This window comes from Achromobacter sp. 18P8.1.1 (assembly GCF_057799415.1).
Map to the genome: position 1 here is coordinate 29,319 of NZ_JBYOKH010000033.1, position 22,447 is coordinate 51,765.

19 protein-coding genes are annotated in these 22,447 nt (G+C 67.4%); 9 read left to right on the forward strand and 10 right to left on the reverse strand.

Features of this window, described 5'->3' with window-relative positions; genetic code table 11:
- Nucleotides 1-97 precede the first annotated feature (97 nt).
- The gene (locus AC27VE_RS20085) at nucleotides 98-973 is read left to right on the forward strand and encodes a LysR family transcriptional regulator (protein ID WP_088587151.1); all 876 of its coding nucleotides are present in this window, start codon (nucleotides 98-100) and stop codon (nucleotides 971-973) included.
- On the opposite strand, the gene AC27VE_RS20090 is transcribed toward AC27VE_RS20085, so the two are convergent.
- The 3 genes from AC27VE_RS20090 to AC27VE_RS20100 all read right to left on the reverse strand — a co-directional run bounded on the left by AC27VE_RS20090 (nucleotide 970) and on the right by AC27VE_RS20100 (nucleotide 4,236).
- Nucleotides 970-1,656: a GntR family transcriptional regulator gene (locus AC27VE_RS20090; RefSeq protein ID WP_488704786.1), complete on the reverse strand. Its 687-nt coding sequence runs from the start codon at nucleotides 1,654-1,656 to the stop codon at nucleotides 970-972. The two genes, AC27VE_RS20085 and AC27VE_RS20090, sit on opposite strands and share 4 nt — an antisense overlap.
- Before the next feature lie 127 nt (nucleotides 1,657-1,783).
- On the reverse strand, nucleotides 1,784-3,187 hold the full coding sequence (locus tag AC27VE_RS20095; protein ID WP_488704787.1) for a dipeptidase: 1,404 nt from the start codon (nucleotides 3,185-3,187) through the stop codon (nucleotides 1,784-1,786).
- 62 nt (nucleotides 3,188-3,249) lie between these two features.
- Nucleotides 3,250-4,236 (reverse strand): Bug family tripartite tricarboxylate transporter substrate binding protein, encoded by a 987-nt coding sequence (locus AC27VE_RS20100; protein ID WP_488704788.1) that lies wholly within the window; start codon nucleotides 4,234-4,236, stop codon nucleotides 3,250-3,252.
- A 131-nt stretch (nucleotides 4,237-4,367) separates the two neighbouring features.
- Between AC27VE_RS20100 and AC27VE_RS20105 the strand changes: the two genes are divergently transcribed.
- Nucleotides 4,368-5,267, forward strand: coding sequence for a LysR family transcriptional regulator (locus AC27VE_RS20105; protein ID WP_488704789.1), 900 nt, complete (start codon nucleotides 4,368-4,370; stop codon nucleotides 5,265-5,267).
- A gap of 12 nt (nucleotides 5,268-5,279) precedes the next feature.
- On the opposite strand, the gene AC27VE_RS20110 is transcribed toward AC27VE_RS20105, so the two are convergent.
- From AC27VE_RS20110 to AC27VE_RS20135, 6 genes are read right to left on the reverse strand one after another with little or no spacing between them, the layout of a single operon-like run.
- Nucleotides 5,280-6,266, reverse strand: a complete 987-nt coding sequence (locus AC27VE_RS20110; protein WP_315131466.1) for a tripartite tricarboxylate transporter substrate binding protein — start codon at nucleotides 6,264-6,266, stop codon at nucleotides 5,280-5,282.
- 58 nt (nucleotides 6,267-6,324) lie between these two features.
- Entirely contained in the window at nucleotides 6,325-8,256 is a 1,932-nt protein-coding gene (locus AC27VE_RS20115; protein WP_488704790.1) for an acyl-CoA synthetase, read from the reverse strand.
- A gap of 17 nt (nucleotides 8,257-8,273) precedes the next feature.
- On the reverse strand, nucleotides 8,274-9,407 hold the full coding sequence (locus AC27VE_RS20120) for an acyl-CoA dehydrogenase family protein (protein WP_488704791.1): 1,134 nt from the start codon (nucleotides 9,405-9,407) through the stop codon (nucleotides 8,274-8,276).
- Nucleotides 9,408-9,416: 9 nt separating this feature from the next.
- On the reverse strand, nucleotides 9,417-10,613 hold the full coding sequence (locus AC27VE_RS20125) for an acyl-CoA dehydrogenase family protein (RefSeq protein WP_488704792.1): 1,197 nt from the start codon (nucleotides 10,611-10,613) through the stop codon (nucleotides 9,417-9,419).
- Nucleotides 10,614-10,621: 8 nt separating this feature from the next.
- Nucleotides 10,622-11,803, reverse strand: a complete 1,182-nt coding sequence (locus tag AC27VE_RS20130) for an acetyl-CoA C-acyltransferase (protein ID WP_488704793.1) — start codon at nucleotides 11,801-11,803, stop codon at nucleotides 10,622-10,624.
- A gap of 56 nt (nucleotides 11,804-11,859) precedes the next feature.
- Nucleotides 11,860-13,983: a 3-hydroxyacyl-CoA dehydrogenase NAD-binding domain-containing protein gene (locus AC27VE_RS20135; protein ID WP_488704794.1), complete on the reverse strand. Its 2,124-nt coding sequence runs from the start codon at nucleotides 13,981-13,983 to the stop codon at nucleotides 11,860-11,862.
- A 162-nt stretch (nucleotides 13,984-14,145) separates the two neighbouring features.
- Between AC27VE_RS20135 and AC27VE_RS20140 the strand changes: the two genes are divergently transcribed.
- From AC27VE_RS20140 to AC27VE_RS20165, 6 genes are all read left to right on the forward strand, one after another.
- Nucleotides 14,146-15,075 (forward strand): LysR family transcriptional regulator, encoded by a 930-nt coding sequence (locus tag AC27VE_RS20140; RefSeq protein WP_280026000.1) that lies wholly within the window; start codon nucleotides 14,146-14,148, stop codon nucleotides 15,073-15,075.
- Between the two features lie 58 nt (nucleotides 15,076-15,133).
- Nucleotides 15,134-16,354, forward strand: a complete 1,221-nt coding sequence (locus tag AC27VE_RS20145; RefSeq protein ID WP_427960113.1) for an AI-2E family transporter — start codon at nucleotides 15,134-15,136, stop codon at nucleotides 16,352-16,354.
- Between the two features lie 63 nt (nucleotides 16,355-16,417).
- Nucleotides 16,418-17,461: an acyl-CoA dehydrogenase family protein gene (locus AC27VE_RS20150; protein WP_488704813.1), complete on the forward strand. Its 1,044-nt coding sequence runs from the start codon at nucleotides 16,418-16,420 to the stop codon at nucleotides 17,459-17,461.
- Complete coding sequence (locus tag AC27VE_RS20155; protein WP_006224316.1) at nucleotides 17,449-18,039, forward strand: class I SAM-dependent methyltransferase; 591 nt, start codon at nucleotides 17,449-17,451, stop codon at nucleotides 18,037-18,039. Before AC27VE_RS20150 ends, AC27VE_RS20155 begins: the two co-directional genes overlap by 13 nt.
- A gap of 10 nt (nucleotides 18,040-18,049) precedes the next feature.
- Nucleotides 18,050-18,718: a glycosyltransferase family 2 protein gene (locus AC27VE_RS20160; RefSeq protein ID WP_088587161.1), complete on the forward strand. Its 669-nt coding sequence runs from the start codon at nucleotides 18,050-18,052 to the stop codon at nucleotides 18,716-18,718.
- A gap of 32 nt (nucleotides 18,719-18,750) precedes the next feature.
- Nucleotides 18,751-20,097 carry a cation:proton antiporter gene (locus tag AC27VE_RS20165; protein WP_488704795.1) on the forward strand — a complete coding sequence of 449 codons (1,347 nt, stop codon included), beginning with the start codon at nucleotides 18,751-18,753 and terminating at the stop codon, nucleotides 20,095-20,097.
- On the opposite strand, the gene eno is transcribed toward AC27VE_RS20165, so the two are convergent.
- Complete coding sequence (eno, locus tag AC27VE_RS20170; RefSeq protein ID WP_488704796.1) at nucleotides 20,043-21,341, reverse strand: phosphopyruvate hydratase; 1,299 nt, start codon at nucleotides 21,339-21,341, stop codon at nucleotides 20,043-20,045. The genes AC27VE_RS20165 and eno overlap by 55 nt on opposite strands.
- A 135-nt stretch (nucleotides 21,342-21,476) precedes the next feature.
- Here eno and AC27VE_RS20175 point away from each other — a divergent pair, with 135 nt between their 5' ends.
- Complete coding sequence (locus AC27VE_RS20175) at nucleotides 21,477-22,394, forward strand: LysR substrate-binding domain-containing protein (RefSeq protein WP_488704797.1); 918 nt, start codon at nucleotides 21,477-21,479, stop codon at nucleotides 22,392-22,394.
- Nucleotides 22,395-22,447: the final 53 nt, after the last annotated feature.

Below are 22,447 nucleotides of genomic sequence, written 5' to 3' on the forward strand. Positions count from 1 at the left end.
GTGCGGCGCCAGCTTCAGGTCCGGTATTATCCATCTGCATATTTGCCTGAAAAAGTTTGATTCCATCTATTAAATTGATGGGTGGATAGGAGTCGCAATGCAATGGACCTTGGATCAACTACGCCAATTCGTGGCGGCCGCAGACGCCGGTTCGTTTTCCGCCGCGGCACGCGGGCTGGGCCGCGCGCAGTCGGCCGTCAGTACGTCGGTCGGGCTGCTGGAAGCGGACCTGGGCGTGGAACTGTTCGACCGATCGCGGCGCAACGCCACGCTGACGCCCGTGGGTGAAGTGATGCTGCAAGAGGCCCGCGAACTGCTGCGCCAGGCGGGAGGCCTGGATCAGCGCGCCCTGTCGTTCGCCGCGGGGCAGGACGCGCGGCTGTCCATCGCGTTGGACGAAGCGTTGCCGTACCAGGTGCTGGGCGCGCTGGTGCTGGAGCTTGCGGCGCGCTTTCCGGCGCTGGAATTGACGCAACTGAATGGCACCGCGACCGAAGTGGCTGATTACGTGCAGCAGGGCCGCGCCAGCATTGCTTTCCACTTCGACCGAGGCGATCCGGGCAGCGCCTTTGCGCACCGCTATCTGGGCCATGTGGAGCAGGCCGTCTTCGTGGCATCAGGCCACCCGCTGGCGGGCCTGGCCGAAGTGACGCGCAGCGATCTGGCGCGCTACCGGCAACTGGTGATGCAGATGGAAGGGGTGGACGAGGTGGTGCTGAGCCCGACCGTATGGCGAACCGACAGCTTCTACAGCATTGCCGGCATGGTGGCGGACGGCCTGGGCTGGGCGATCCTGCCCTTGAACATCGCGGAATACGAGAGCTTTCGCACCACGCTTGCGCGCGTGCCGTGCGCGGGCCTGTCCTTGCCGATGCTGTCCGTGCGGACCTTATGGTTGCAAGGCGCGTCGCTGAGCGCGACCGAAACCTGGTTGCAGCAGCGCATGGGCCAACTGCTGGGGGCGGGCGGCTAGCTGAGCAGGGCGGTGACCAGATCGCCGCCTGACCGGCCGTCGTCCGTGAAGTTCAGCGCTGTCTGGACGTGTTCCAGATGTTCGTCCATCAGCGCGCAGGCGCGTTCGATGTCGCCCGCACGGGCGGCCTCGATGAAGGCGTGGTGCTCTTGCGACGAGCAACTGGCGTCGTGCGAGCTTTGATACAGGACGGTGATCACGGCGCTGCGCGCGGACAGCTCGCGCAGCATGCCCGTCAGCACCGAATTGCCCACGGCTTCGGCCAGCAGGATATGGAAATGGCCCAGCAGGTGATTGCGTTTCTGGACGTCGCCGCTCTCGAGCGCGCGGCGCTCTTCGGCCAGGTGGGCATCGATGCGGCGGAAATCGGCGGCCGTGGCGTTGGCGACGAATTCCTTGGCCAGCGCGGCCTCCAGGATGCGGCGCACGGCGTATACCTCGCGCGCCTCGTTCGCGTCCGGCTTGCTGACGAAGGCGCCCTTGTCGGGCACGATGTTGATCAGCTTGTCCTTGCTGAGCATCAGCAGCGCCGCGCGGATCTTGGTGCGGCTGACCTTGTAGACGCGCGCCAGCGCTTCTTCGCGCAGCCGGGTGCCCGGCGGAAGCTTGTGTGCCACGATGGCGGCGGCCACTTCGCGGGCGATGTCGTCGGCGCTGGGATCTAGCTGAACTTCCTGGGTCATGGGGCGCGGCTGGGGCTGCCGGGAGGGAAAAACCATCGGGCAGCCAGTCTATCAAAAAGCCGAACAGGAAAGGCAGACATTTTTTGAATACAAAAATGCCATGCAATCCTGGCCGGCTTTCGTCCTTTCAGCGCGGGTGGAAGGCTGCTGGCTCGAAGCGCCCCAGCGCGTCCAGCAATTCAGTCCAGGCCTTCACCCCCTGGCTGATCGACGACAGGCGGAAGAATTCATTGGGTGCGTGCACGTCTTCGTCGGGCAGGTTGAACCCGAACATCAGGGTATCGATGCCCAGCATTTCCTTGAAGACGGACGTGATGGGGACGCTGGCGCCCAGCCGAACGTGGATCGGCCTGGCCCCGCCGGGCACCTGCAGCACGGCTTGCGCCGCGGTTACCAGGGGATGTTCCGGGTGCAGCGTGGCGGCGGGCGACCCCGGGTTCAGCGCCACGACCTCCAGTTCGCAGCCCGCCGGGCAGCGGGCTTGCAGATGCGCCAGCACCGCGTGGATGACTTGCGCGGGGTCCTGGCCTTCCACGATCCGGACCGTCAGTTTGGCCTGGGCTTCGCAGGGGATGATGGTTTTGACGCCCGCGCCGGTGTACCCGCCCCACATGCCGTTCACGTCCAGCGCCGGGCGCAGCGTGATCCGTTCACGGGGGCTGTAGCCCGGTTCGCCATGCGAGGCGCCCGCCACGTCGGTGAAGAACGCGGCTTCGTCGTAGGGGAACGCCGCCGTGTCCTGGCGCTGCCGTGGCGTAGGGGGCTCGGCGCCCGCATGGAAACCGTCGACGGCGACGCTGCCGTCGTCCGCGTGCAGCGACGCCAACAGCGCCGCCATTTCGTGCAGGGCGTTCCTGACGCCGCCGCCGTAGCGGCCGGAATGCAGGTCTTTGGACGCCGTGCGCAGCTTGACCTCCAACGCGGCATTGCCGCGCGCGCCGGTGTTGATGGTGGGGATCGTGGCGCTGGCGCGGCCGCCGTCGGCCGACAGCACGGCATCGGCGGCCAGCAGGTCGCGGTAGCGATCAATCAACGGGCGCAACGACGGGCTGCCCGTTTCCTCTTCGCCTTCGATGAACACCTTGATGTTGACCGGGCAGGCGCGCAGCGTGGCCAGGAAGGCGAACACGACTTCCAGCGCAATGGTGGTCGACCCTTTGACGTCGGACGTGCCGCGTGCATACAGGCGGTCGCCCACCTGCGTGGGTTCGAAAGGCGGGGTGCGCCACAACGCGACGGGGTCGGCGGGCTGGACGTCGTAGTGGCCATAGATCAGCACGGTCGGCCGTCCCGGCGCGCCGGTCCATTCGGCATACACCGCGGCTTCGCCGCCGCCGTCCAGCAACTGCACCTGTTGCAGTCCTTCGGCCCGCAGCCGTTCGCACAGGAATCGGCGTGCCTCGTCCATGGACGCGGCGTAGGCGGGGTCGGCGCTGACGCTGGGGATGCGCAGGAACGTCTTGAGCCACGCTTCGATCTGCGGCTGGCGGGCGGCCAGATGGTTCAGGACGGGCTGGAGAGTATCGGTCATGGAAGGGTCCGGAAGAAAGGGAAGGCGGCGCGCGGCGGGGGCGGGCCGGTGGGGCGGGGCGTTTAATCGCCGCGGAAGCCGCTGCGCCGCACCAGCTCGGCCAGGCCGGCAATTTGTTCCGTGTAGAAGGCGTCGCCTTCGGCAAGCGTCTGCGGTGCGAACAGGATCTTTCCCTGCGCCTCCAGCGTCTTGCGGGCCGCGGGGTCGCGCAGCGAGGCCTGGATCGCGGTGTGCAGCTTCTGGACCGCCGCGGCCGGGGTGCCTTTCTTCACCAGATAGGCGGTCCAGATGGTGTAGTTGAAGTCCTTCAGCGTGGCGCTTTCCTGCACGCTGGGCACGTCGGGCAGCGCGGCCAGGCGTTCCCGGTTCAGCGTGCCGATGATCTTCAGTCGCCCTTCGCGGCGCAGGTCTTCGTAGTTCGCCTGGTACGGCATGATGGCGAAATCGATCTGGCCACCGGCCATGTCGGTGATCAGCGGCGCGCCGCCGCGGTACGGGATGTGCGTCAGCGCGACACCGGTGCGCTCAGCCAGCGCAGCCGTGATCAGGTGGATCATCGACCCTGCGCCGCCAGATCCATAGGTCAACGGCACGCTGCGCTGGCGCGCCAGGGCGACCAGTTCATCCACATTGGCCGCGCCCAGGTCCGCGCGCGTCACGACGACGTAGGGCGACGTGGCCACGGGCGCCACGAACTGGAAGTCGTCCGGCTTGTAGGTGACGGACTTGTTGGTCAGCCCGGCCAGGATGAGCTCGTTGGGCGAGCCCTGGAACAGGGTATAGCCGTCGGCCTTGGCATTCAGCACGCGGTTCGCGCCCAGCGCGCCGTTGGCGCCGCCCAGGTTTTCGACGACCACCTGCACGCCCAGCGACTGCGACATTGCTCCCTGCACGGCGCGGGCGGTGATGTCGCTGGCCGCGCCCGCCGGGTAGGGCACCAGCAGGGACACGGGCCGGGCAGGATAGTTCTGCGCCTGCGCCTGCGCGTGGGCGCCGACGCCCAACCCGGTCAGCAGTGAGACGGCGGCGATCATCAGATTCTTTTTCATGGCATTCCCCTTGTGATGGATCCGAGTGCTGGATGGGATGCTAGAAGCGGCCGTTTCATCTGTCCAATCGATTGATTGGCTGATTACAATGCGTTTTGTGCATGATTAATGCGATCAACGGGGCCGGGGCCATGAACCTTTCGCAGCTTGCTCATCTGGTGGCGCTTCTGGAGACCGGCTCGTTCACGCGGGCGGCCGAAACGCTGCACTTGTCGCAGCCGGCATTCAGCCGCAGCATCCAATTGCTGGAAGGAGAGCTGGGCGCGCTTGTGGACCGCATCGGCAAGCGCAATGAGCCCACGCCGCTGGGCCGCCTGGTCGGACAGCGAGCGCGGCGCGTGTTGGCCGAGGTCGAAGAAATTCGCCGCGAAGCGGAAATGCTGGCGCAAGGCGAAACCGGCGCCATCCGGCTGGGGTTGGGGGCGGCGCCCAGCGCCTTGCTCAGCGTGCCGTTGATGCAGCACCTGCTGGACCATTACCCGAAGCTGCGCGTCAGGCTGTCGCGCGGCCCCACGGAATCCTTGCTGGTCAGCCTGCGCGAGCGCGTGCTCGACGCGCTGATCGTGCACATCCGTACGCTGGACAACGAAGAAGACCTGGAGGTGGCGCCGATGCCGGCGCTGGCGTCGGGCTTTGTCTGCCGGCCGGGCCATCCGCTGCGGGACGTGCGGGGCGCGACCTTGGCCGACGTGTTGCGCTATCCCGTCGTGTCGACCGGTTTAAGCCCGGAAATCCGGCGGCGGCTGGCGGGCGCCGCCGCGCCGGCGGGGTTCGAGCTGCATATGGAATGCGAAGACATTTCCTACCTGTTCGATATCGTCGAGCGGTCGGATGCGGTCTTCCTGGGTGTGCTGGCCTCGGCGCGCACGCTGGCGGAATCGGAACGGCTTGTCCGCCTGCCGCCGCCGCCGGATTTCGATATCCAGGCGCACTTCGCGTTCGTGACCTTACGTGGCCGCAGCATCAGCCCGGCCACGCGCATCACGCGCGAACGCTGCTTCCAGGTCATCCAGGAAGCGGCGGGGGCGTAAGCCCCGCGTGCGTCAGTCCTTCGCCATCAGGCCCAGATATTCGATCAGGCCCTTTTCCTTGACGTACGTGGCCTGGGCCCAGTCCTTGTAATCCTGGCTGTTGCGGTAGGCCGGTTCCTGGTTCAACTGCTTCATGACGTCCACGCTGGCCGGATCGAACAGGGCCTTCTTGAACGCGTCGTGCAGGGTTTTCACGACCGCGGGGTCCATGCCCTTCGGACCGGCCAGGCCGTAGGGCGAAGTGGACACGACCTTGTAGCCCAGCTCTTGCGCGGTGGGCACGTCGGGCCAGCGGGTCGTGCGCTTGTCGCCGAAGGTCACCAGCAGCCGCATCTTGCCGGCGTCCACGAACTGGTCCCAGCCCGTGGCGTCGCTTTGCGCCATGACGTGGCCGCCCAGCAGCGCCTGCTGCATGTCGGCGTTGCCCTTGAACGGCACGTGGTTCAGCTTGACCTTGGCGTTGATGGCGATTTCCTCGATCAGCAGATGCGGCGACGAACCGATGCCGGTGGAGCCGTAATCGATCTTGCCGGGGTTCTGGCGCGCGGCTTCGATGTATTCGTTGAAGGTCTTGTACGGCGAATCCGAACGGACCGTGAAGCCGAAGGTGTAGCCCGACAGCCCGATGATGAAGCTGAAGTCGTTGATGGGATCCCAGCTGCTCTTTTGCATGTAGGGCATGCGCAGCATCGCCAGCGTGTACAGGCTGATCGTGTAGCCGTCCGGCTTGGCGGTGCGGGCCATCGTGGCCGTACCCAGCGTGCCGCCCGCGCCGGGGCGGTTCTCGACAATGACGGTCTGGCCCAGGTACTTGGAGGCGTCCTGCGCCACGATGCGCATGTGGCGGTCGGTGGAACCGCCGGCCGGGAAGGGCACGATCAGCGTGATGGGCTTGGTGGGAAAAGTGGATTGCGCGCCGGCGGACAGCGGCAGGGCGGCGCCGGCGGCGGCGAACAGCAGGGCGCCCAGGCAGGCGCGGCGCAGAGGCTTCTTGAGCATGGGGTTTGTCTCCAGTGGTGTTGTTATGGCTTGTTGTGAGGTTTGGAACGGCAGCGGCTCAGTCGCGCAGGGCGACCTTCACCGGCAGCCGCGCCAAGGCTTCGCGCAACTGCTCCCTCAGCGGCGCGGGCGTGCCGGGAGCCGCTTGCACGGCGACCTCCGGTTGCGCGTCGGCCAGCACGCGGAAGATCTGGGCGTCTTCCGTCAGGCCGGCCGCCTGCAAGGTGCGCGCCACTACGGACTCCACCGCTACAGCGGTGGCCAGGCGGCGCAAATCGGGTTTGTAGATCTTGCCCACGTTGGTCATGGGCATGGCGTCCAGGACGATGACGCGCTTAGGCCGCGCCGGGCCTTCGTCCACGTGGGCCGCGGCGTAGGCGACGAGTTCGGCTTCGGTGGCCTGGGCGCCGTCGGCCAGCGTCACGAAGGCCACGGGCAGTTCGCCGGCGTAGGCGTCCGGTGCGCCGACCGCGGCGCACAAGTGCACCGCCGGGTGCGTGGCCAGCGCGTCTTCGATGGTCTTCGGGTCGATGTTGTGGCCGCCGCGGATGATCAGGTCCTTGGCGCGGCCCTGCAGATGCAGCCGGCCCTCGTCATCCATGAACCCCACGTCGCCGCTGATCAGCCAGCCGTCTTCGGTGAAGGCGCGCGCAGTGTCTTCGGGGTCGAGGAAGCCGGGGATCACGTTGGGCGCCTTGAAGAGCACCATGCCGGCCGTGCCTGCAGGCAGGTCGCGTGCCGCCTGGCCCGACGGGACGTCCAGCCCCACGATGCGCACCTGCACGTAGGGCAGGGGGAACCCCACACAGTTCACGGGAAATTCCGAGCCGGGCGGCGTGATGGACGAAATGCCCGCCATTTCGGTCATGCCCAGGCTCTCGTTCACGTGCAGTCCGAACAGGCGCTTGAAGCGCGCGGCAAGCTCGGCGGGCAGCGGCGCGGCGCCCGTGCGGCAATAGCGCAGCGTCGAGATATCGGCGCCGGCGAGCGGTATGTCCGCCAGCGCGGCCAGGATGGTGGGCACGCCCTGCAAAGAGGTCGCGCGGTGCTTTTCCACCAGCCGCCAGTAGTTGCGCAGCACATCGCGGTTGCGCAGCAGCAGGGTGGTGGGGATGACCGTTTCCACCCCCGCCGACAGGGCGGCCAAAGACGCCGGCAGCACGCCCGCCACGTGGAATAGCGGATAGCCGTTGATCACCACGTCGCTGGGCCCGGCGTTCTGCAACTGCACGGCAGCCCAGGCGGTGAAGACCTGGTTGGCGTGGGTGTGGATGGCCAGCTTGGGCGCGCCCGTGGTGCCGCCCGTATGGAAGTATGCCGCGACGTCGTCGGCGCGGATCACGCGTTCGCTAAGCAGGCGGTCGGCCGGTTGCGCCGAGCGGTTGGCGTTGAAGTCCAGCGCATAGTCGGGCAAGGCGGGGCGGGCCGACAAGGGCTCGTCCAGCGGCGCCACGCGCAGCAGGGTCTGCAAGGTGGGCACGCGTTCACGCAGCCGCAAGGCCTTGGACCAGGTGCCGCATTCGGCGTCCGAGCCATAGGCGATCAGCACCTTGGCGCGGGCCGTCGTCATCAGCGACGCGAGCTTGTCTTCGCTTAGCAACGGATTCAGCGGCTGGACGATGCCGGCGGCTTCGCCGCCCCACAGCGCCAGGTGGTATTCCAGGCAGCCGGGCAGGATCACGCCGACGGCGTCGCCCGCGCGCACGCCAAGGTCATGCAGCAGGTTGGCGGTCTGGTGGATGCCGGCCAGCAGCTCCCGATAGCTCCAACGTACGGCCTCGTCGTCCGGGTTGGCGGTGCGCAAGAAGGTCAGCGCGGTCTTGTCGCCGAAAGCCGCAGCCGAATTGCGGAAGATCTCGTAGGTGCTTTGCACCGTCAGCGTTTCGGCCAGCGGGCGCGATTGCAAGCGCTGCACGTCGGCGGCGCTGCGCACCAGGAAAGGCGCGGCGAACGGGCGCGACAAGGGCGGGACGGTATAGGCCTGCGTCATGTCCTGGCGTCCTCCGTTCAAGCCTGCCCCAGCGCGATGTAACGGCGCAGGTGGTGGTCTTCGTCGCCCAGCTGATGGTCGATCATCACCAGGCGCTTGGCGTAATGCGCCAGGGGCAGTTCCCACGTCATGCCGATGCCGCCGTGCAGCTGGATGCTTTCTTCGGCTACCAGCGTGCCGATGCGGCCGATGGTGTATTTGGCAGCGGACAGCGCGCGCTCGCGAGTGGCCCGGTCGGGGTGGTCGACGGCGGCGGCGGCATTGATCACGGCCGAGCGCGCCTGTTCGATTTCCAGCAGCACGTCGGCCATGCGGTGCTGCAGGGCCTGGAAGCTGCCGATGGGCGTGCCGAACTGGCGGCGCGTGCGCAGGTATTCCAGCGTGGCATCGCGGGCGCAATCCATGGCGCCCACGGCTTCCGAGCACAAGGCCAGGATGCCGCGGCCGATGGCGCGTTCCAGCACCACGTAACCCGCACCGGCCTCGCCGACCAGCGCGTCGGGGCCAAGCTGGACGTTGTCGAAGCTGACTTCGGCGGCGCGTCCGCCATCGATCAGGCCATAGCCGCGTACCGTCAGCCCGGGCGTGCCGGCGCTGACGAGCAAGAGGCTGATGCCCGCTTCGTCATCTTCCGCGCCGGCCGTGCGGGCCGACACCAGGAACAGGTCCGCATGTTCGCCCGCCGTCACGACCGCCTTGGCGCCGTTGAGCACCCAGCCCTCGCCCGAGCGTTCGGCACGGGTGCGCACTTGCGCCAGGTCATAGCCCGATTCCGGCTCGGCTTGGGCCAGCGCGGCGGTGATGGCGCCTGCGATCAGGCCCTCCAGCGCTTCACGCTGGGCCGGCGTGCCGGCCGCGGCGATGGCGCTGCCCACCATCAGGGCGTCCAGGAATGGTTCGACGACCAGCCCGCGGCCCAATGCTTCAAAGACCACCGAGATATCGAATCCCGCGCCGCCCAGGCCGCCGTCGGCTTCGGTGAATAGCGCGCCGATGGCGCCCAATTCGGCATAGCGGCGCCAGAATTCCACGCTGTAGCCCTGCGGCGATTGCGCGTGGCGTTCGCGCGTGGCGAAGTCGTACTGCTCGGTGACAAAGCGGCGCAGCATGTCGGAGAGCATGCGCCGGTCTTCGGTGTGTTCAAAATTCATGGCCGGCCCTTACAGTCCCAGGATCATCTTCGAGATGATGTTCTTCTGGATTTCATTGGAGCCGCCGAAGATCGACAGCTTGCGGTTGTTGAAGTACTGCGCCGCGGCGCTGTCGGCGCCTTCCGGCCCGATGGGCGAGGCGTCATAGCCGTCATGCAGCGCTTCGGGCACGAAGGGGCGCGCATAGGGACCCATGGCGCGCCGGTTCAACGCGGTGATCTCCTGCCGGATCTGCGTGCCGCGGATCTTCAGCATGGAGCTTTCGGCGCCGGGCGCGCCGCCGCCGGCAACTGCCGCCACGACACGCAGGTTGGTGGTGCGCATATTGGCCAGTTCTATCTCGACGCGGGCCAGGCGGGCGGCGAAGTCCGGGTCTTCCGCCAGCGGGCGGCCATGCTTCTTTTGCCGGGCGGCCACGGCTTTCAGGCGTTCCAGCGCTGCTGTCGACTGGCCCACGCCCGCGATGTTGGTGCGTTCGTAGGTCAGCAAGTACTTGGCGCAGGTCCAGCCGCGGTTTTCTTCGCCCACCAGGTTTTCGGCCGGCACGCGCACGTCCGAGAAGAACACCTCGTTGACTTCGTGTTCCCCGTCCAGCGTGATGATGGGGCGCACTTCGACACCGGGGCTGTTCATGTCGACCAGCAGGAAACTGATGCCTTCCTGGCGCCGGCCTTCCTGCGACGTGCGCACCAGGCAGAAGATCATGTTGGCGTACTGGCCCAACGTGGTCCAGGTCTTTTGCCCGTTGACGATATAGCTGTCGCCGTCGCGCACGGCGGTGGTCTTGACGGAAGCCAGGTCCGAGCCCGCGCCGGGTTCGGAATAGCCCTGGCACCACCAGTCGCTGCCGTCCAGGATGCGGGGCAGCCAGTAGTTGCGCTGCGCTTCGGTGCCGTACTTGATCAGCACGGGGCCCAGCATGCTCAGCCCGAAGGGCACGATGCGGGGTGCGGCGGCCAAGGCGCATTCATTGTCGAAGATGAATTTCTGCGTGGCGCTCCAGCCGGTGCCACCGTATTCCACGGGCCAATGGCTGGCCAGCCAGCCTTGCTGGTTCAGGATGGCGTGCCATTCGACCATGTCGGCGCGCGCCAGCAGCTTGCCCTGGCCGACCTTGTCGGACAGGCGCCGGGGCAGCTTGGCCGCCAGGAACGCGCGCACTTCGTCGCGGAACGCGTTTTCTTCGGGGGTGAATTCGAGGTCCATGTCGGTCCTTAATAGATTTCAAACAGGCCGGCCGCGCCCATGCCGCCGCCGATGCACATCGTGACGACGGCATAGCGGGCGCCGCGGCGGCGGCCTTCGATCAGCACATGGCCGGCCAGCCGCGCGCCCGTGACGCCGAACGGGTGGCCCAATGCGATCGAGCCGCCATCCACGTTCAGGCGGTCCATCGGGATGCCCAGCTTTTCCTGGCAGTACAGCGCTTGCGAGGCGAAGGCTTCATTCAGTTCCCAGAGATCGATGTCCTGCACTTTCAGGCCGTGGCGCGCCAGCAGCTTGGGAACCGCATAGACGGGGCCGATGCCCATTTCGTCGGGCTCGCAGCCGGCAATGGCCAGGCCGCGGAAGGCGCCCAGGGGGCGAATGCCGGCGCGCTGCGCCTCGCCCGCTTCCATCAGCACGCAGGCCGCCGCGCCATCCGACAACTGCGACGCATTGCCGGCCGACACGAACTGGCCTTCGCCGCGCACGGGGGCAAGCCCCGCCAGCGCTTCATAGGTGGTGCCGGGACGGTTGCACGTATCTTTGTCCACCGTGACTTCGCGTTCGGTGACGGCGCCGGTGGTGCGGTCGGTGACGGACATGGTGGTGGTGACGGCGATGATCTCTTCGCGGTAGCGGCCGGCGGCTTGGGCGGCTTCGGTGCGCGCCTGGCTTTGCGCGGCGAAGCGGTCCTGGGCTTCGCGGCTGATGCCGTAGCGGGCCGCCACGATGTCGGCGGTTTCGATCATGGGCAGGTAGAGCTCGGGCTTGTTGGCCACGATCCAGGGATCCATGCCGCTGACGCCGTCGTCGCGGGTGCGAATCTGCGACACCAGTTCCACGCCGCCCGCGATGGCGGCAGGCGCGCCGTCCATGACGATGCGGCCAGCGGCCGAGGCGATGGCCTGCAGGCCGGAGGCGCAATAGCGGTTGACGGTGGCGCCGCCCACGCTGACGGGCAGGCCGGCGCGGATCACCGCCTGGCGGCCGATGTTGCGGCCGGTGGCGCCTTCGGGGTAGCCGCAGCCGATGAAGGCGTCTTCGATCAGCGCGGGGTCGATGCCGGCGCGGTCGACGGCGGCGCGCACCGCGTGACCGGCCAGCGTGGGCCCGGCGATCAGGTTGAATTCACCGCGCCCCGCCTTGGTGATGGGGGTGCGGGCGGTAGAGACGATAACGGCTTCGCGCATGGGGTTTCCTGTCGAAGAAAGGGGGTTCGGAATCGGCGGGATCGGAATCCGGCGGATCAGGCAGCCTGATTCAGGCTGGCGAAGTTGCGGCCGGATTCCGCCAGCTGCACGAGGAGCGGCGACGGCTTCCAGAATGCGGGGTCTTCCTGGGCGTAGCTGCGGATGTCGGCCAGCACGCGGTCCAGCCCCACGCTATCGGCGTAATGCAGCGGCCCGCCGCGGTAGCGTGGAAAGCCGTAGCCGGACAGGAACACCACGTCCACGTCGGACGGTCGCAACGCAATGCCCTGGTGCAGGACGTTGGCGGCTTCGTTGATCATGGCGGCCAGGTAGCGGCGTTGGATATCTTCGTGCGTGAAGGGGCGCGGCGTGACGCCCGCGCGGCGGCGTTCTTCGTCGATGATGGCCAGCACTTCCGGATCGGGCGTGCCCACGCGCGCGCCGTCGGGATACAGGTAGAAGCCGCGGCCCGTCTTCTGGCCGAACCAGCCGCGTTCGCACAGGCGGTCGGGAATCTGCACATAGCGCAGCGCCGGGTCGCGCGTGGCGGCGCGGCGCTTGCGCGTGGCCCAGCCGATGTCGCCGCCGGCCAGATCCGCCATCTGGTACGGCCCCATCGGATAGCCGAATTCGCGCACGGCCGCGTCGATGTCGTAAGGCGATGCGCCGTCTTCCATCATCATGTCTGCCGCCTGGCGGTGCACGGCCAGGATGCGGTTGCCGATGAAGCCGTCGCACACGCCGGCGCGCACGGGCGTCTTGCGCAGCCGCCGCGCCAGTTCGAACCCGGTGGCCACCGTTTCCGCGGACGTGTGTTCGCCCACCACGATTTCCAGCAATTTCATGATGTTGGCGGGCGAGAAGAAGTGCAGGCCCAGCACATCGGCCGGGCCGCGCGTGGCGGAGGCGATGCGGTTCACGTCCAGATAGGACGTGTTCGTGGCGAGGACGGCGCCCGGCTTGGCCACGCGGTCCAGTTGGGCGAAGACGGCAAGCTTGACGTCCATGTCCTCGAAGACGGCTTCGATGATCAGGTCGGCGTCGCCCAGTGCGTCGTAGGTGGTGGCGCCGGTAAAGCGCGCCATCCGGGCGTCGCGCTCGTCTGCGGTGATCCGGCCTTTCTTCTGCAGCAGGTCGTACACCTGAGCCACGCGCGCGCGGCCGCGTTCCAGCGCGGCGTCGTCCTGTTCGACCATCACGACCGGCAGGCCGGCATCCAGCACCGACACGGCGATGCCCGCGCCCATCGTGCCGCCGCCCACCACGCCGATTTTCTCGAGCCGGCGGGGACGCGCCGCTTTCAGTTCAGGGATCTTGGCCGTTTCGCGTTCGGCAAAGAACGCATGCACCAGGCCGGCCCGCTGCGGGCTATCCAGGCATTGCAGGAACAGCGCGCGTTCGGTGCGCAGGCCTTCGTCAAAGGGTTGTTCGATAGCGGCGCGCACGGCGTCGACGATCTTCGCGGGCGAGTACAGGCCGCGCAAGGTTTTGGCGACCTGTTCGCCTGCGGCGGAGGCTTCGGCCAACGCTGCGGCCTTGTCGGCCAGCGCGGCCGTGGCATCGCGGCTGCGGCGCGGGCCGGCGCCTTCGGCCAGCAAGCGGCGGGTGTAGGCCAGGCCCGCGGCCAGAGCATCGTCCCCGTCGCCCAGGGCGTCGACCAGGCCGGCTTTCAGCGCCGCCTCGGCGGACAGGTGCTTGCCCGACAGCATCAGGTCCAGCGCCGCGCGGGCGCCGATCAGGCGGGGCGTGCGTTGCGTGCCGCCTGCGCCGGGCAGCAGGCCCAGGTTCACTTCGGGCAGGCCGAGCTTGGCGCCGGGCAGGGCGACGCGGTAATGCGCGGCCAGCGCCACTTCCAGTCCGCCACCCAGGGCCGCGCCGTGCAGCACGGCCACCACCGGCTTGTCGCTGGCTTCGATCTGGTTGCACACGTCGGGCAGGGCGGGCGGCTTGGGCGGCTTGCCGAATTCGCGGATGTCCGCACCGGCGATGAAGTTCTTGCCGGCGCCCACCAGCAGGATGGCGCGCACTTGGCGGTCCGACTGCGCGGCCTGGATGGCCGCGGCGAGGTCATGGCGCACGTCGGCGCTCAGTGCATTCACGGGAGGGTGGTCAAGGGTGATGACCAGGATGTCGTCGTCGCGGCGCGCGTGGGCGGCGCCGGCAGGTTGCTTGTCCGTCATGGGACCTTGTCTCCAATGGGGCGTCCGCCGTGGCGGCGCCTGGCGGGCCAGAACGGCTCGTCTCTTATTTCCTTATTCTTTCCCAGTAAAGATGTCTTGACAATGGCATCTAGAATTGACATGGCGGATAATAAAATTTGACAATGGCGGTGGAGGAGCCCCATGGACACCAAATCCCTGACCTTGCTGGTGGAAATCCTGGATGCCGGCAACCTGAGCGAAGCCGCGCGCCGCCTGAAGATGACGCGCGCCAATGTCAGCTACCACCTGAACCAGCTGGAGCGTTCGGTGGGCATGCAGTTGGTGCGGCGTACGACGCGGCACGTCGAGGCCACTGAAATTGGACTGAAGCTGTATCAGCACGGGCGCAGCATCCAGGATGAATTGGTGGCCGCCCGTGAATCCGTTGAAACGCTGGGCAAGACGCCCCAAGGCAAAGTGCGCCTGAGCGTGCCCAGCGGCTATGGGCAGTTTGTGATGACGCCGTGGCTGCTGGAATTCAAGCAGGCGTACCCCGACATCGTGCTGGACGTGCTGTTCGAGAACAGCGTGGACGACCTGCTGCGCGACGAAGTGGATATCGCGGTGCGCATCATGTCCGAGCCGCCGCAGAACCTGGTGGCGCGCGAACTGGGCCAGGTGCGCTACGTGGCGTGCGCGTCCAAGGCCTTTGCCGACGCCCGCGGTCTGCCGCAGCGCCCCGAAGACCTGGCGGGCACTCCCGTCATCAGCGCGGCCGTCATCGGCCGGCCGCTGCGGCTATCAGCCTACTATGGCGGCCAGCCGCGCCAGCACGTGGTGCTGGAACCCACCGTGATCTCCCGCAACTACGCCTTCCTGCGCGACGCGATCCGCGCCGGCCTGGGGGTGGGCGTGGTGCCGGACTACGTGGTGCACGACGACATCGCCCGTGGCGACCTGCTGGCGGCGCTGACCGAGTGGCGGCTGAGCATCTTCGGTCGGGGCATGTACATGCTGTACATGCCGAATCGGCACCATCCCCGCGCGATCTCGATGATGATCGAATTCATCCTGGAACGAGCCCAGCGTGGCCACGAGGGCCAGCCGGGCCTGCTGGCGCTGGCGGGCTGAACACGGTCAGGCACGCCACTTGCTGTCCGCTGTCGATAATCGATTGTTGGGGGGCAAGATGGAAATCACGACACCGGTCGCGACAGCACCGGGCGCGGTGGAACGCGCGAAGCCGACGGAAAACGCCGACACGGGGGAGGAGGCTGCAAGCCCCGCCGAAGAGAAAGTGACGGTGCAAGAGGTAGGGCTGATTCCCGAGCCCCCGCCTGATACTCCTTATGTCTGGGCGCGCGGCGCCTGCCTGACCACGCTGACCGTCCTGGCGGTGCTCTTCACCCTCAAGCTGGCGCAGGAATTCATCGTGCCCGTGGTGATGGCGATTGTCGTGGCCTATGCGCTGGACCCCATCGTGAGCCTGATGGGGCGCGCCCGCGTTCCGCGCGCGGTCGGGATCCTGATCTTGATGTTCGTCATCGCCACCGGCCTGGCGGGCTTGGCCTACGTTACGCAGAACCAGGTCAGTTCCATCGTGCAGGCGCTGCCGGAAATCTCCGGAAAGCTCTCCCGCACCCTGACCGGCATTTCCAGCGGCGACGGTTCTTTCTTTGAAAAGCTCAAGGGCGCGGCCGGCGTGTTGCAGGACAGCGGGGGCATCGTGCCCGGTCGGCAGGTGGTGGTGGCGAAGTCCGATTCCGGCTTGAGCGATTTCCTGCTGTGGGGATCCAAGGGCGTGGCCGCCTTCATCGGGCAGGCGACGATGAGCGTGTTCCTGGTGTTCTTCCTGCTGTTGTCCGGCAACGCGTTCAAGCGCAAGTTCGTGAAAGTGGCCGGCAAGACCTTGTCGCAGAAAAAGATCAGCGTGCACATGCTGGACCAGATCAATAGCTCCATCCATCGGTACATGGCGATGATGCTGGTGACGAACCTGGCATTGGGCCTGATGTCGTGGGTGGCATTCCGTCTGCTGGGCCTGGAAAACGCCGCGACCTGGGCCGTGGTCGCTGGCGCGCTGCACATCATTCCGTACTTCGGCCCGTTGCTCACCGCGGTGGGCACCGGGATCGCGGCCTTGATCCAATTCGGCGAGATCGGCCCGGCGCTGGCGGTGGCTGGCAGTTCGGTGGCCATCGCCTTGTTGATGGGCGTAGTGGTCACGACCTGGATGTCCGGCCGCATCGCCAAGATGAACGCCGTGGCGGTCTTCATGCTGCTGCTGTTGTTCACCTGGCTGTGGGGGGTGTGGGGGACGCTGCTTTCCGTGCCGCTCGCCTTCATCGCGAAAGTAGTCGCCGACCACATCGAAGGATTGGAGGCGGTGTCGGAGTTCCTGGGCGAGTGAGCACGGGCACGCCACATGCTGAATGGAGTTTCCCTCCCCTTGAATCACGCCACCGTCCTCGCCATGCCAACCCGACTCGCCCGTTCGATTTCCCCCGAATCCCCCGGCCAGACGATCCAGGACGTCCTGGCCGGCGCCCGGCCGCCGGTAGATCCCGGCCGTTGGCTGGGCGAGCTCGTGCGCGCCGGCTTCGGCGGGTTGCCGTTACCGGGTTCGGGCGGCACCTTGCTGCGCTGGCGGGCGCTTGCCGCGGTTGCCGCGGTGGATCTGGGCTTGGCCAAATTATTCGAGGGGCACACGGATGCGCTGGCCATTCTTGCCGAGCTGCAAGCACGCGTGGACGCGCCCGAAGATGCCTGCTGGGGCGTCTGGTGCGCCGAGCCGCCCGACATGCGTGTGGGCATACGCGCGCACGCCGCCGGCGGGGTCATGGTCAGCGGCTTGAAGGGATGGTGCTCGGGTGCTGCGGCGCTAAGCCACGCGATCGTCAGCGGTTGGAACGGCGCAGGCGAACCTTGCCTGGCCGCCGTGGCGCTGGACCAGCCGGGCGTGACCGTCACCACGCAAGGCTGGCACGCCGTCGGCATGGGCTCGTCCGCCAGTGTCAATGTGGTTTTCGACCAGGCGCGAGGCGCCGCCGTCGGTGCGCCGGGCGCCTATGTGGACCGCCCGGGTTTCTTGCATGGCGGGGCGGGCGTTGCCGCTTGCTGGTACGGCGCGTTGGCGGGCATTGCCGAAAGGCTGCGCGCCGCTGTCGCAAAGGGTCGGCCCGACCCGTACCGGCTGGCGCATCTTGGCGCCGTGGATGTTGCTTTGGCCGAGGCGCGTGCGGTGTTGCGCGAGGCCGCCGCGGCGATCGACGCCCATCCCGAAGACGGCTGCGTACTGCATACCGCGCGGGCCCGCCTGGCGGTGGAAGCCGCCGCAGAAGACGTATTGAACCGCGTGCCGCGCGCGCTGGGGGCCGGCCCGTTATGCCGCGACGCCGCTTTGGCGCAAGCCTTGGCGGACTTGCCCGTGTTCATCCGGCAGAGCCACGCGGAACGCGATCAGGCCGCGCATGGCAAGCACGTTGCGCAACACGGAGAGCCGCCTTGGACACTCTAGATGACCACCATTTCGAGCGCCTGTATCGCAAGGACGACGATCCTTGGCGGGTGGCCACTGCCTGGTACGAGCGCCGCAAGCGCGCCGTGCTGCTGGCGACGTTGGCGCGCGAACGCTATGGCCACATCTTCGAGGCGGGTTGCGGCGGGGGCGACATGACGCTTGCCCTGGCGCAGCGCTGCGACCAGCTCTGCGCCGTGGATCTGGCGCCCAGCGCGGTGCGCCGCGTCCAGGCCCGGCTGCGTGCCGATCCGGTGGCGGCCACGGTGCGCACGCTGGCGTTGAAGTTGCCGCAGCAATGGCCGCCCGTGCCCTCGGCGGGCTTCGATCTGATCGTTGTCTCGGAGCTGGCGTATTACCTGGACGACGCCGCCTGCGCGCTGTTCCTGGCACGCCTGCGCAGCAGTTTGGGAGCCGGCGGCGAATTGGTCGCCTGCCACTGGCGCCCCGCGTTCGATGACCGCCTGCAACCCACCGACCGTCTGCACGACGCGATGGGGGCGTTGCCCGGCTTGCAGCGGCTGGTACATCACCATGAAGAAGATTTTCGTCTGGACCTCTGGCGCAACCCCTTGTAAGGAGCAGGCGATGATCGGAATCTGCATACCCGCCCACAACGAAGAACGGATGATCGGCGCCTGCCTGCGCGCCGCGACCCGCGCCGCCCGGCACCCGCTGCTGGCGGCTGAACGCGTCGAGATCGTCGTGGTGCTGGATCGCTGCCGTGACCGCACCGAGCAATTGTCGGCGGCGTGGCCGGTACGGTGCCTGCGGGTCGAGGCCGGCAACGTGGGCGTCGCCCGGGCCTTCGGGGCGCAGCATCTTCTAGATGCGGGGGCGCGCTGGCTGGCATTCACGGACGCCGATACCCGCGTGTCGGCGCGCTGGCTGGTGGACCAGTTGTCTTTAGGGGCGGAGGTCGTTTGCGGCACCGTGGGTGTGTCGGGCTGGGCCCAACATGGCGCGCATGCGCGCCAGGCCCGGCGCCGATTCGCCACCCACTACCAGGACCAGGACGGCCACCGCCACGTGCATGGCGCAAACCTTGGCATCGAGGCGCATGCGTACCGGCATATCGGCGGCTTTGCCGCGCTGGCCTGCAGCGAAGACCAGGCATTGGTGGACCGGCTGGAGCAAGGCGGCGCCCGCATCGCCTGGACGGCGCTGCCGCGGGTGACAACCAGCGCGCGGCCGTACTCCCGCGTGGAAGGCGGCTTTGCCAGCGCCTTGCGCCAAGGCTGGGACGAACCCGACTAGCTTGAACCGCTGGCGACCGCCGGAGAAATGCGATGAATATCGAAGCCGTCTGGTTCCTGCTGATCGGTGCGTTGTTCGTGTTGATGGCGGTGTCCAAACGCCTGATCGATGCGCTGCCCATGACCGGCGCCATGGTGTATCTGGTCGTGGGCTTTCTTATCGGCCCGACAGGATTGGGGCTGCTGAACCTGGATCTCTACCGCGACAGCCACTTGCTGCGTCTGGCGACCGAAGCGGCATTGCCGGTTTCGCTGTTCGCAGTCGGCATGCATTTGCGCGTGGCTTGTGGGCATCCGTTGTGGCGCCTGCCGCTGCGCCTGGCGGCGCCGGCCATGCTGCTGACCATTGCGCTGATGACGGCATTCGGCATGGGCCTATTGGGCTTGGGATTGGGGGCGGCAGTGCTGTTGGCGGCGGCGCTGGCGCCGACGGACCCGGTGCTGGCCAATGAATTGCGGCCGCGGGAAGCAGGCGATGACGAACCGCTGCGCTTTGCCTTGTCGGGTGAAGGCGGCGCCAATGACGGGGCGGCGTTTCCTTTTGTGGTCCTGGGCATCGCCCTGTGCAACGCGGGGCCGGCCGGGCTTGATCAGCCGTGGCCGTTGGCGGCCGCCCTGATCTGGGGCGTAGTGAGCGCGGTGGGAATCGGCTGGTTGCTGGGCACGCTGGGCGAACGCCTGATCGCCACGCTGCGGATCCGCTATGGCAACGCCCTGGGGCTGGACGAGTTTCTGGCCCTGGGCCTGATGGCGCTGTGCTACGGGGCGACCTTGCTTGCGCATGGCTATGGGTTTCTTGCGGTCTTCTGCGCCGGGGTGGCGTTGCGCCAACAGGAGCTGCGCGCCACCGGCAGCGGTCGGACGCCGCGTGCCGTCTTGCAGGAAGTCACGCCCGCCGAAAGCGAAGAAAGCACCCAGGACCCGCAATTGGCCCACGCCCATCTGGCGGAATCGATGATGGCGACGTCGGTGGGGCTGGAACGCTTTGCCGAATTGGCGCTGATGCTGGTCATCGGCTGCGTGGTGTCGGCGCATTGGCGCGACATGCTGGGTTGGACGCCGCTCCTTGTGGCGGCGGTGCTGTTCTTCGCGGTGCGGCCGGCCAGCGTGATGCTGGCGCTGGCCGGGTCGTCGATGGACCGGCGCCAGCGTTGGCTGGCAAGCTGGCTGGGCATACGCGGCGTGGGCACTTTCTACTATCTGCTGCTGGCGGTGGAGCAAGCGCCGCAGGACGTGTCCCGAGCGCTTGCGCCGTTGTTGCTGGCCGCCATCGTCGCGTCCGTGCTGGTGCACGGCATCTCGGCGTCGCCCCTGATGGGGTGGTACTACTCGCGGCTGTCCGCGCGGCCGCGTCGCGGCAAGGCATCGCGGCCGGCGTAGACGGCAGCCGCGCCCAGTTCGCGTTCAATGCGCAGCAGGCGGTTGTACTTGGCGGTGCGGTCGGCGCGCGATAGCGACCCGGTCTTGATCAGGCCGCAGTTGGCGGCCACCGCCAGGTCGGCAATGGTGGTGTCCTCGGTTTCGCCGGAACGGTGCGACATGACGGCGCCGTATGCCGCGCGGCGGGCCATTCCCAATACCTGCAGGGTCTCGCTCAGCGTGCCGATCTGATTGGCTTTGACCAGGATGGCGTTGCCGATTCCGGCCGAGATGCCAGCTTCGAACAGGCGGGGGTTGGTGCAGAAGACATCGTCGCCCACCAGATGGCAGGCATCGCCCAGCCGTGCGGTCAGGGCTTGCCAGCCGGCAGGGTCGTCTTCGGCCATGCCGTCTTCGATGGATACGATGGGGTAGTCGCGTACCAGGCGGGCCAGGTAATCCACCTGCTGTTCGCGGCTGCGCACCACGCCTTCGCCCTGATAGCGATAGCCCGCATCGGTGTGGAATTCGCTGGCCGCCGGATCCAGTGCCAGCGCAATGTCCGTGCCCGTACGCAGGCCGGCCTGCTCGATGGATGCCATGATGAAGTCCAGCGCCTCTGGTGCCGTGCGCAGGACGGGTGCGAATCCGCCTTCGTCGCCCACATTGACGCTGTGGCCGGCCGCCAGCAGCTTGCCGCGCAGGGTGTGGAAGACTTCGGCGCCCATGCGGATGGCTTCGGCGAAGGTTTCCGCGCCCACCGGCAAGATCATGAATTCCTGAAAATCCAGCGGATTGTCGGCGTGTGCGCCGCCGTTGATGATGTTGATCATCGGGACGGGCAGCACTTGCGCCTGCACGCCGCCCAGGTGGCGCCACAGCGGCTGCCCTTCACTGGCGGCTGCCGCGTGCGCCACTGCCAGCGAGACGCCCAGCAAGGCGTTGGCGCCCAGGCGGCTTTTGTCCGCCGTGCCGTCCAGGCCGATCATGATCCGGTCGATGGTGGCCTGCTGATCCGCTTGCTGGCCCAGCAGCGCATCCCGTAACTCGGTATTAACGGCACGCACGGCGCCCAGCACGCCGCGGCCCAGATAGCGTGCGGGATCCGCGTCGCGCCGCTCCAGAGCTTCATGCTGGCCCGTCGATGCGCCGGACGGTACCAGCGCCACGCCCATGGCGCCGTCATTCAGCCGGACTTCGACCTCGACGGTCGGGTTGCCGCGGCTGTCCAGTGCCTCGTGGGCGGTGATGTCGATGATGTTCATGGGGCTCCTGATGGTCAGATTATTGAAATAAAGAAATGGTCTTTATCCTTGCAATCCGACGTGCAATACTGCAACGCATTGAACTGATTGCGGGATATCCAGGCGATATCCTAAAAAAACAACGCGATCCGGAAAATGCAGTTTTTCTGGGTATTCGTCAGTTTTATTGACATAAGGAGTGCCGTGCGCCAACTGCCGCCCCTATCCGCCGTTCGGGCATTCGAAGCCATTGCACGGACCGGCTCGGTCACGCGCGCCGCGGAAGAACTGTGCCGCAGCCACGGCGCCGTCAGCCGGCACCTGAAGCTGTTGCAGGAACACGCTGGCGTGCCGCTGTTCGACAAAGACGGCACCGGGCTGAAGCTCACCCCCGCGGGCGCGACCTTCTACGCGTCGGTGCGCGCCTCGTTCGACCAGTTGGAAAGCGCTTACGAACGATTGGGCCGCGAAGCCCAGGGCCCGGGGCTGCACGTGGCCTGCAGCGCGACCTTCGCGATGCGCTGGCTGGTGCCGCAACTGGCGGTGTTCTACCGCGAGCATCCCGATATCCGCATCCGCCTGTCGATGACGTCCGCCCGTGAAATGCGAAACGAGGGCGCGGACCTGCTGCTGGCGTGGGACCTGTCGGGCTACACGGACGCCGACCGGCGCCGCGCGCTGACGCTTGCGCCCGTGCGATTTGGCGCGGTCTGCACGCCCGCCTATGCCCGGCGCGCGGCGTCCGACCAGGTGCGCATCGCCCATGAGTACACGTCCAGCGCCTGGAATCAATGGGAGGCCATTACAGGCGTAGCGGTGGCTACCGCGGGCCACTTGGCGTTTCCGCACACGCACCTGTGCATCGAGGCCGCGCTGTCCGGACTGGGGGTGGCGCTGGTAGAGAAGCGGCTGATCAGCCGCGAACTGGAAGAGGGCACCCTGGTCGCACCCTTTGGATTCGTGGCGTTCGACGGCGGCTTGCGCGCGCTGCCCGCCGCCAGTCGGAGCCTGTCGGGGCACGCGGATGCGTTTGTCGCGTGGCTGCGCAGCGCGCTGGCGGATCCGGCGGCGTAAGCGGGGCGCAAAGATCCCCCGGGCAGCCTGATCGGCGCTGCCAGTTGGTATGC

What these genes read in the sequence shown, in the direction of transcription:
- eno (WP_488704796.1), bottom strand. Translation starts at nt 21,341, where the DNA reads ATGAACATCATCGACATCACCGCCCACGAGGCACTGGACAGCCGCGGC.
- AC27VE_RS20100 (WP_488704788.1), bottom strand. Translation starts at nt 4,236, where the DNA reads ATGAAAAAGAATCTGATGATCGCCGCCGTCTCACTGCTGACCGGGTTG.
- AC27VE_RS20175 (WP_488704797.1), top strand. Translation starts at nt 21,477, where the DNA reads ATGCAGTTTTTCTGGGTATTCGTCAGTTTTATTGACATAAGGAGTGCC.
- AC27VE_RS20130 (WP_488704793.1), bottom strand. Translation starts at nt 11,803, where the DNA reads ATGCGCGAAGCCGTTATCGTCTCTACCGCCCGCACCCCCATCACCAAG.
- AC27VE_RS20115 (WP_488704790.1), bottom strand. Translation starts at nt 8,256, where the DNA reads ATGACGCAGGCCTATACCGTCCCGCCCTTGTCGCGCCCGTTCGCCGCG.
- AC27VE_RS20150 (WP_488704813.1), top strand. Translation starts at nt 16,418, where the DNA reads ATGCCAACCCGACTCGCCCGTTCGATTTCCCCCGAATCCCCCGGCCAG.
- AC27VE_RS20165 (WP_488704795.1), top strand. Translation starts at nt 18,751, where the DNA reads ATGAATATCGAAGCCGTCTGGTTCCTGCTGATCGGTGCGTTGTTCGTG.
- AC27VE_RS20145 (WP_427960113.1), top strand. Translation starts at nt 15,134, where the DNA reads ATGGAAATCACGACACCGGTCGCGACAGCACCGGGCGCGGTGGAACGC.
- AC27VE_RS20090 (WP_488704786.1), bottom strand. Translation starts at nt 1,656, where the DNA reads ATGACCCAGGAAGTTCAGCTAGATCCCAGCGCCGACGACATCGCCCGC.
- AC27VE_RS20140 (WP_280026000.1), top strand. Translation starts at nt 14,146, where the DNA reads ATGGACACCAAATCCCTGACCTTGCTGGTGGAAATCCTGGATGCCGGC.
- AC27VE_RS20135 (WP_488704794.1), bottom strand. Translation starts at nt 13,983, where the DNA reads ATGACGGACAAGCAACCTGCCGGCGCCGCCCACGCGCGCCGCGACGAC.
- AC27VE_RS20125 (WP_488704792.1), bottom strand. Translation starts at nt 10,613, where the DNA reads ATGGACCTCGAATTCACCCCCGAAGAAAACGCGTTCCGCGACGAAGTG.
- AC27VE_RS20095 (WP_488704787.1), bottom strand. Translation starts at nt 3,187, where the DNA reads ATGACCGATACTCTCCAGCCCGTCCTGAACCATCTGGCCGCCCGCCAG.
- AC27VE_RS20110 (WP_315131466.1), bottom strand. Translation starts at nt 6,266, where the DNA reads ATGCTCAAGAAGCCTCTGCGCCGCGCCTGCCTGGGCGCCCTGCTGTTC.
- AC27VE_RS20085 (WP_088587151.1), top strand. Translation starts at nt 98, where the DNA reads ATGCAATGGACCTTGGATCAACTACGCCAATTCGTGGCGGCCGCAGAC.
- AC27VE_RS20160 (WP_088587161.1), top strand. Translation starts at nt 18,050, where the DNA reads ATGATCGGAATCTGCATACCCGCCCACAACGAAGAACGGATGATCGGC.
- AC27VE_RS20120 (WP_488704791.1), bottom strand. Translation starts at nt 9,407, where the DNA reads ATGAATTTTGAACACACCGAAGACCGGCGCATGCTCTCCGACATGCTG.
- AC27VE_RS20105 (WP_488704789.1), top strand. Translation starts at nt 4,368, where the DNA reads ATGAACCTTTCGCAGCTTGCTCATCTGGTGGCGCTTCTGGAGACCGGC.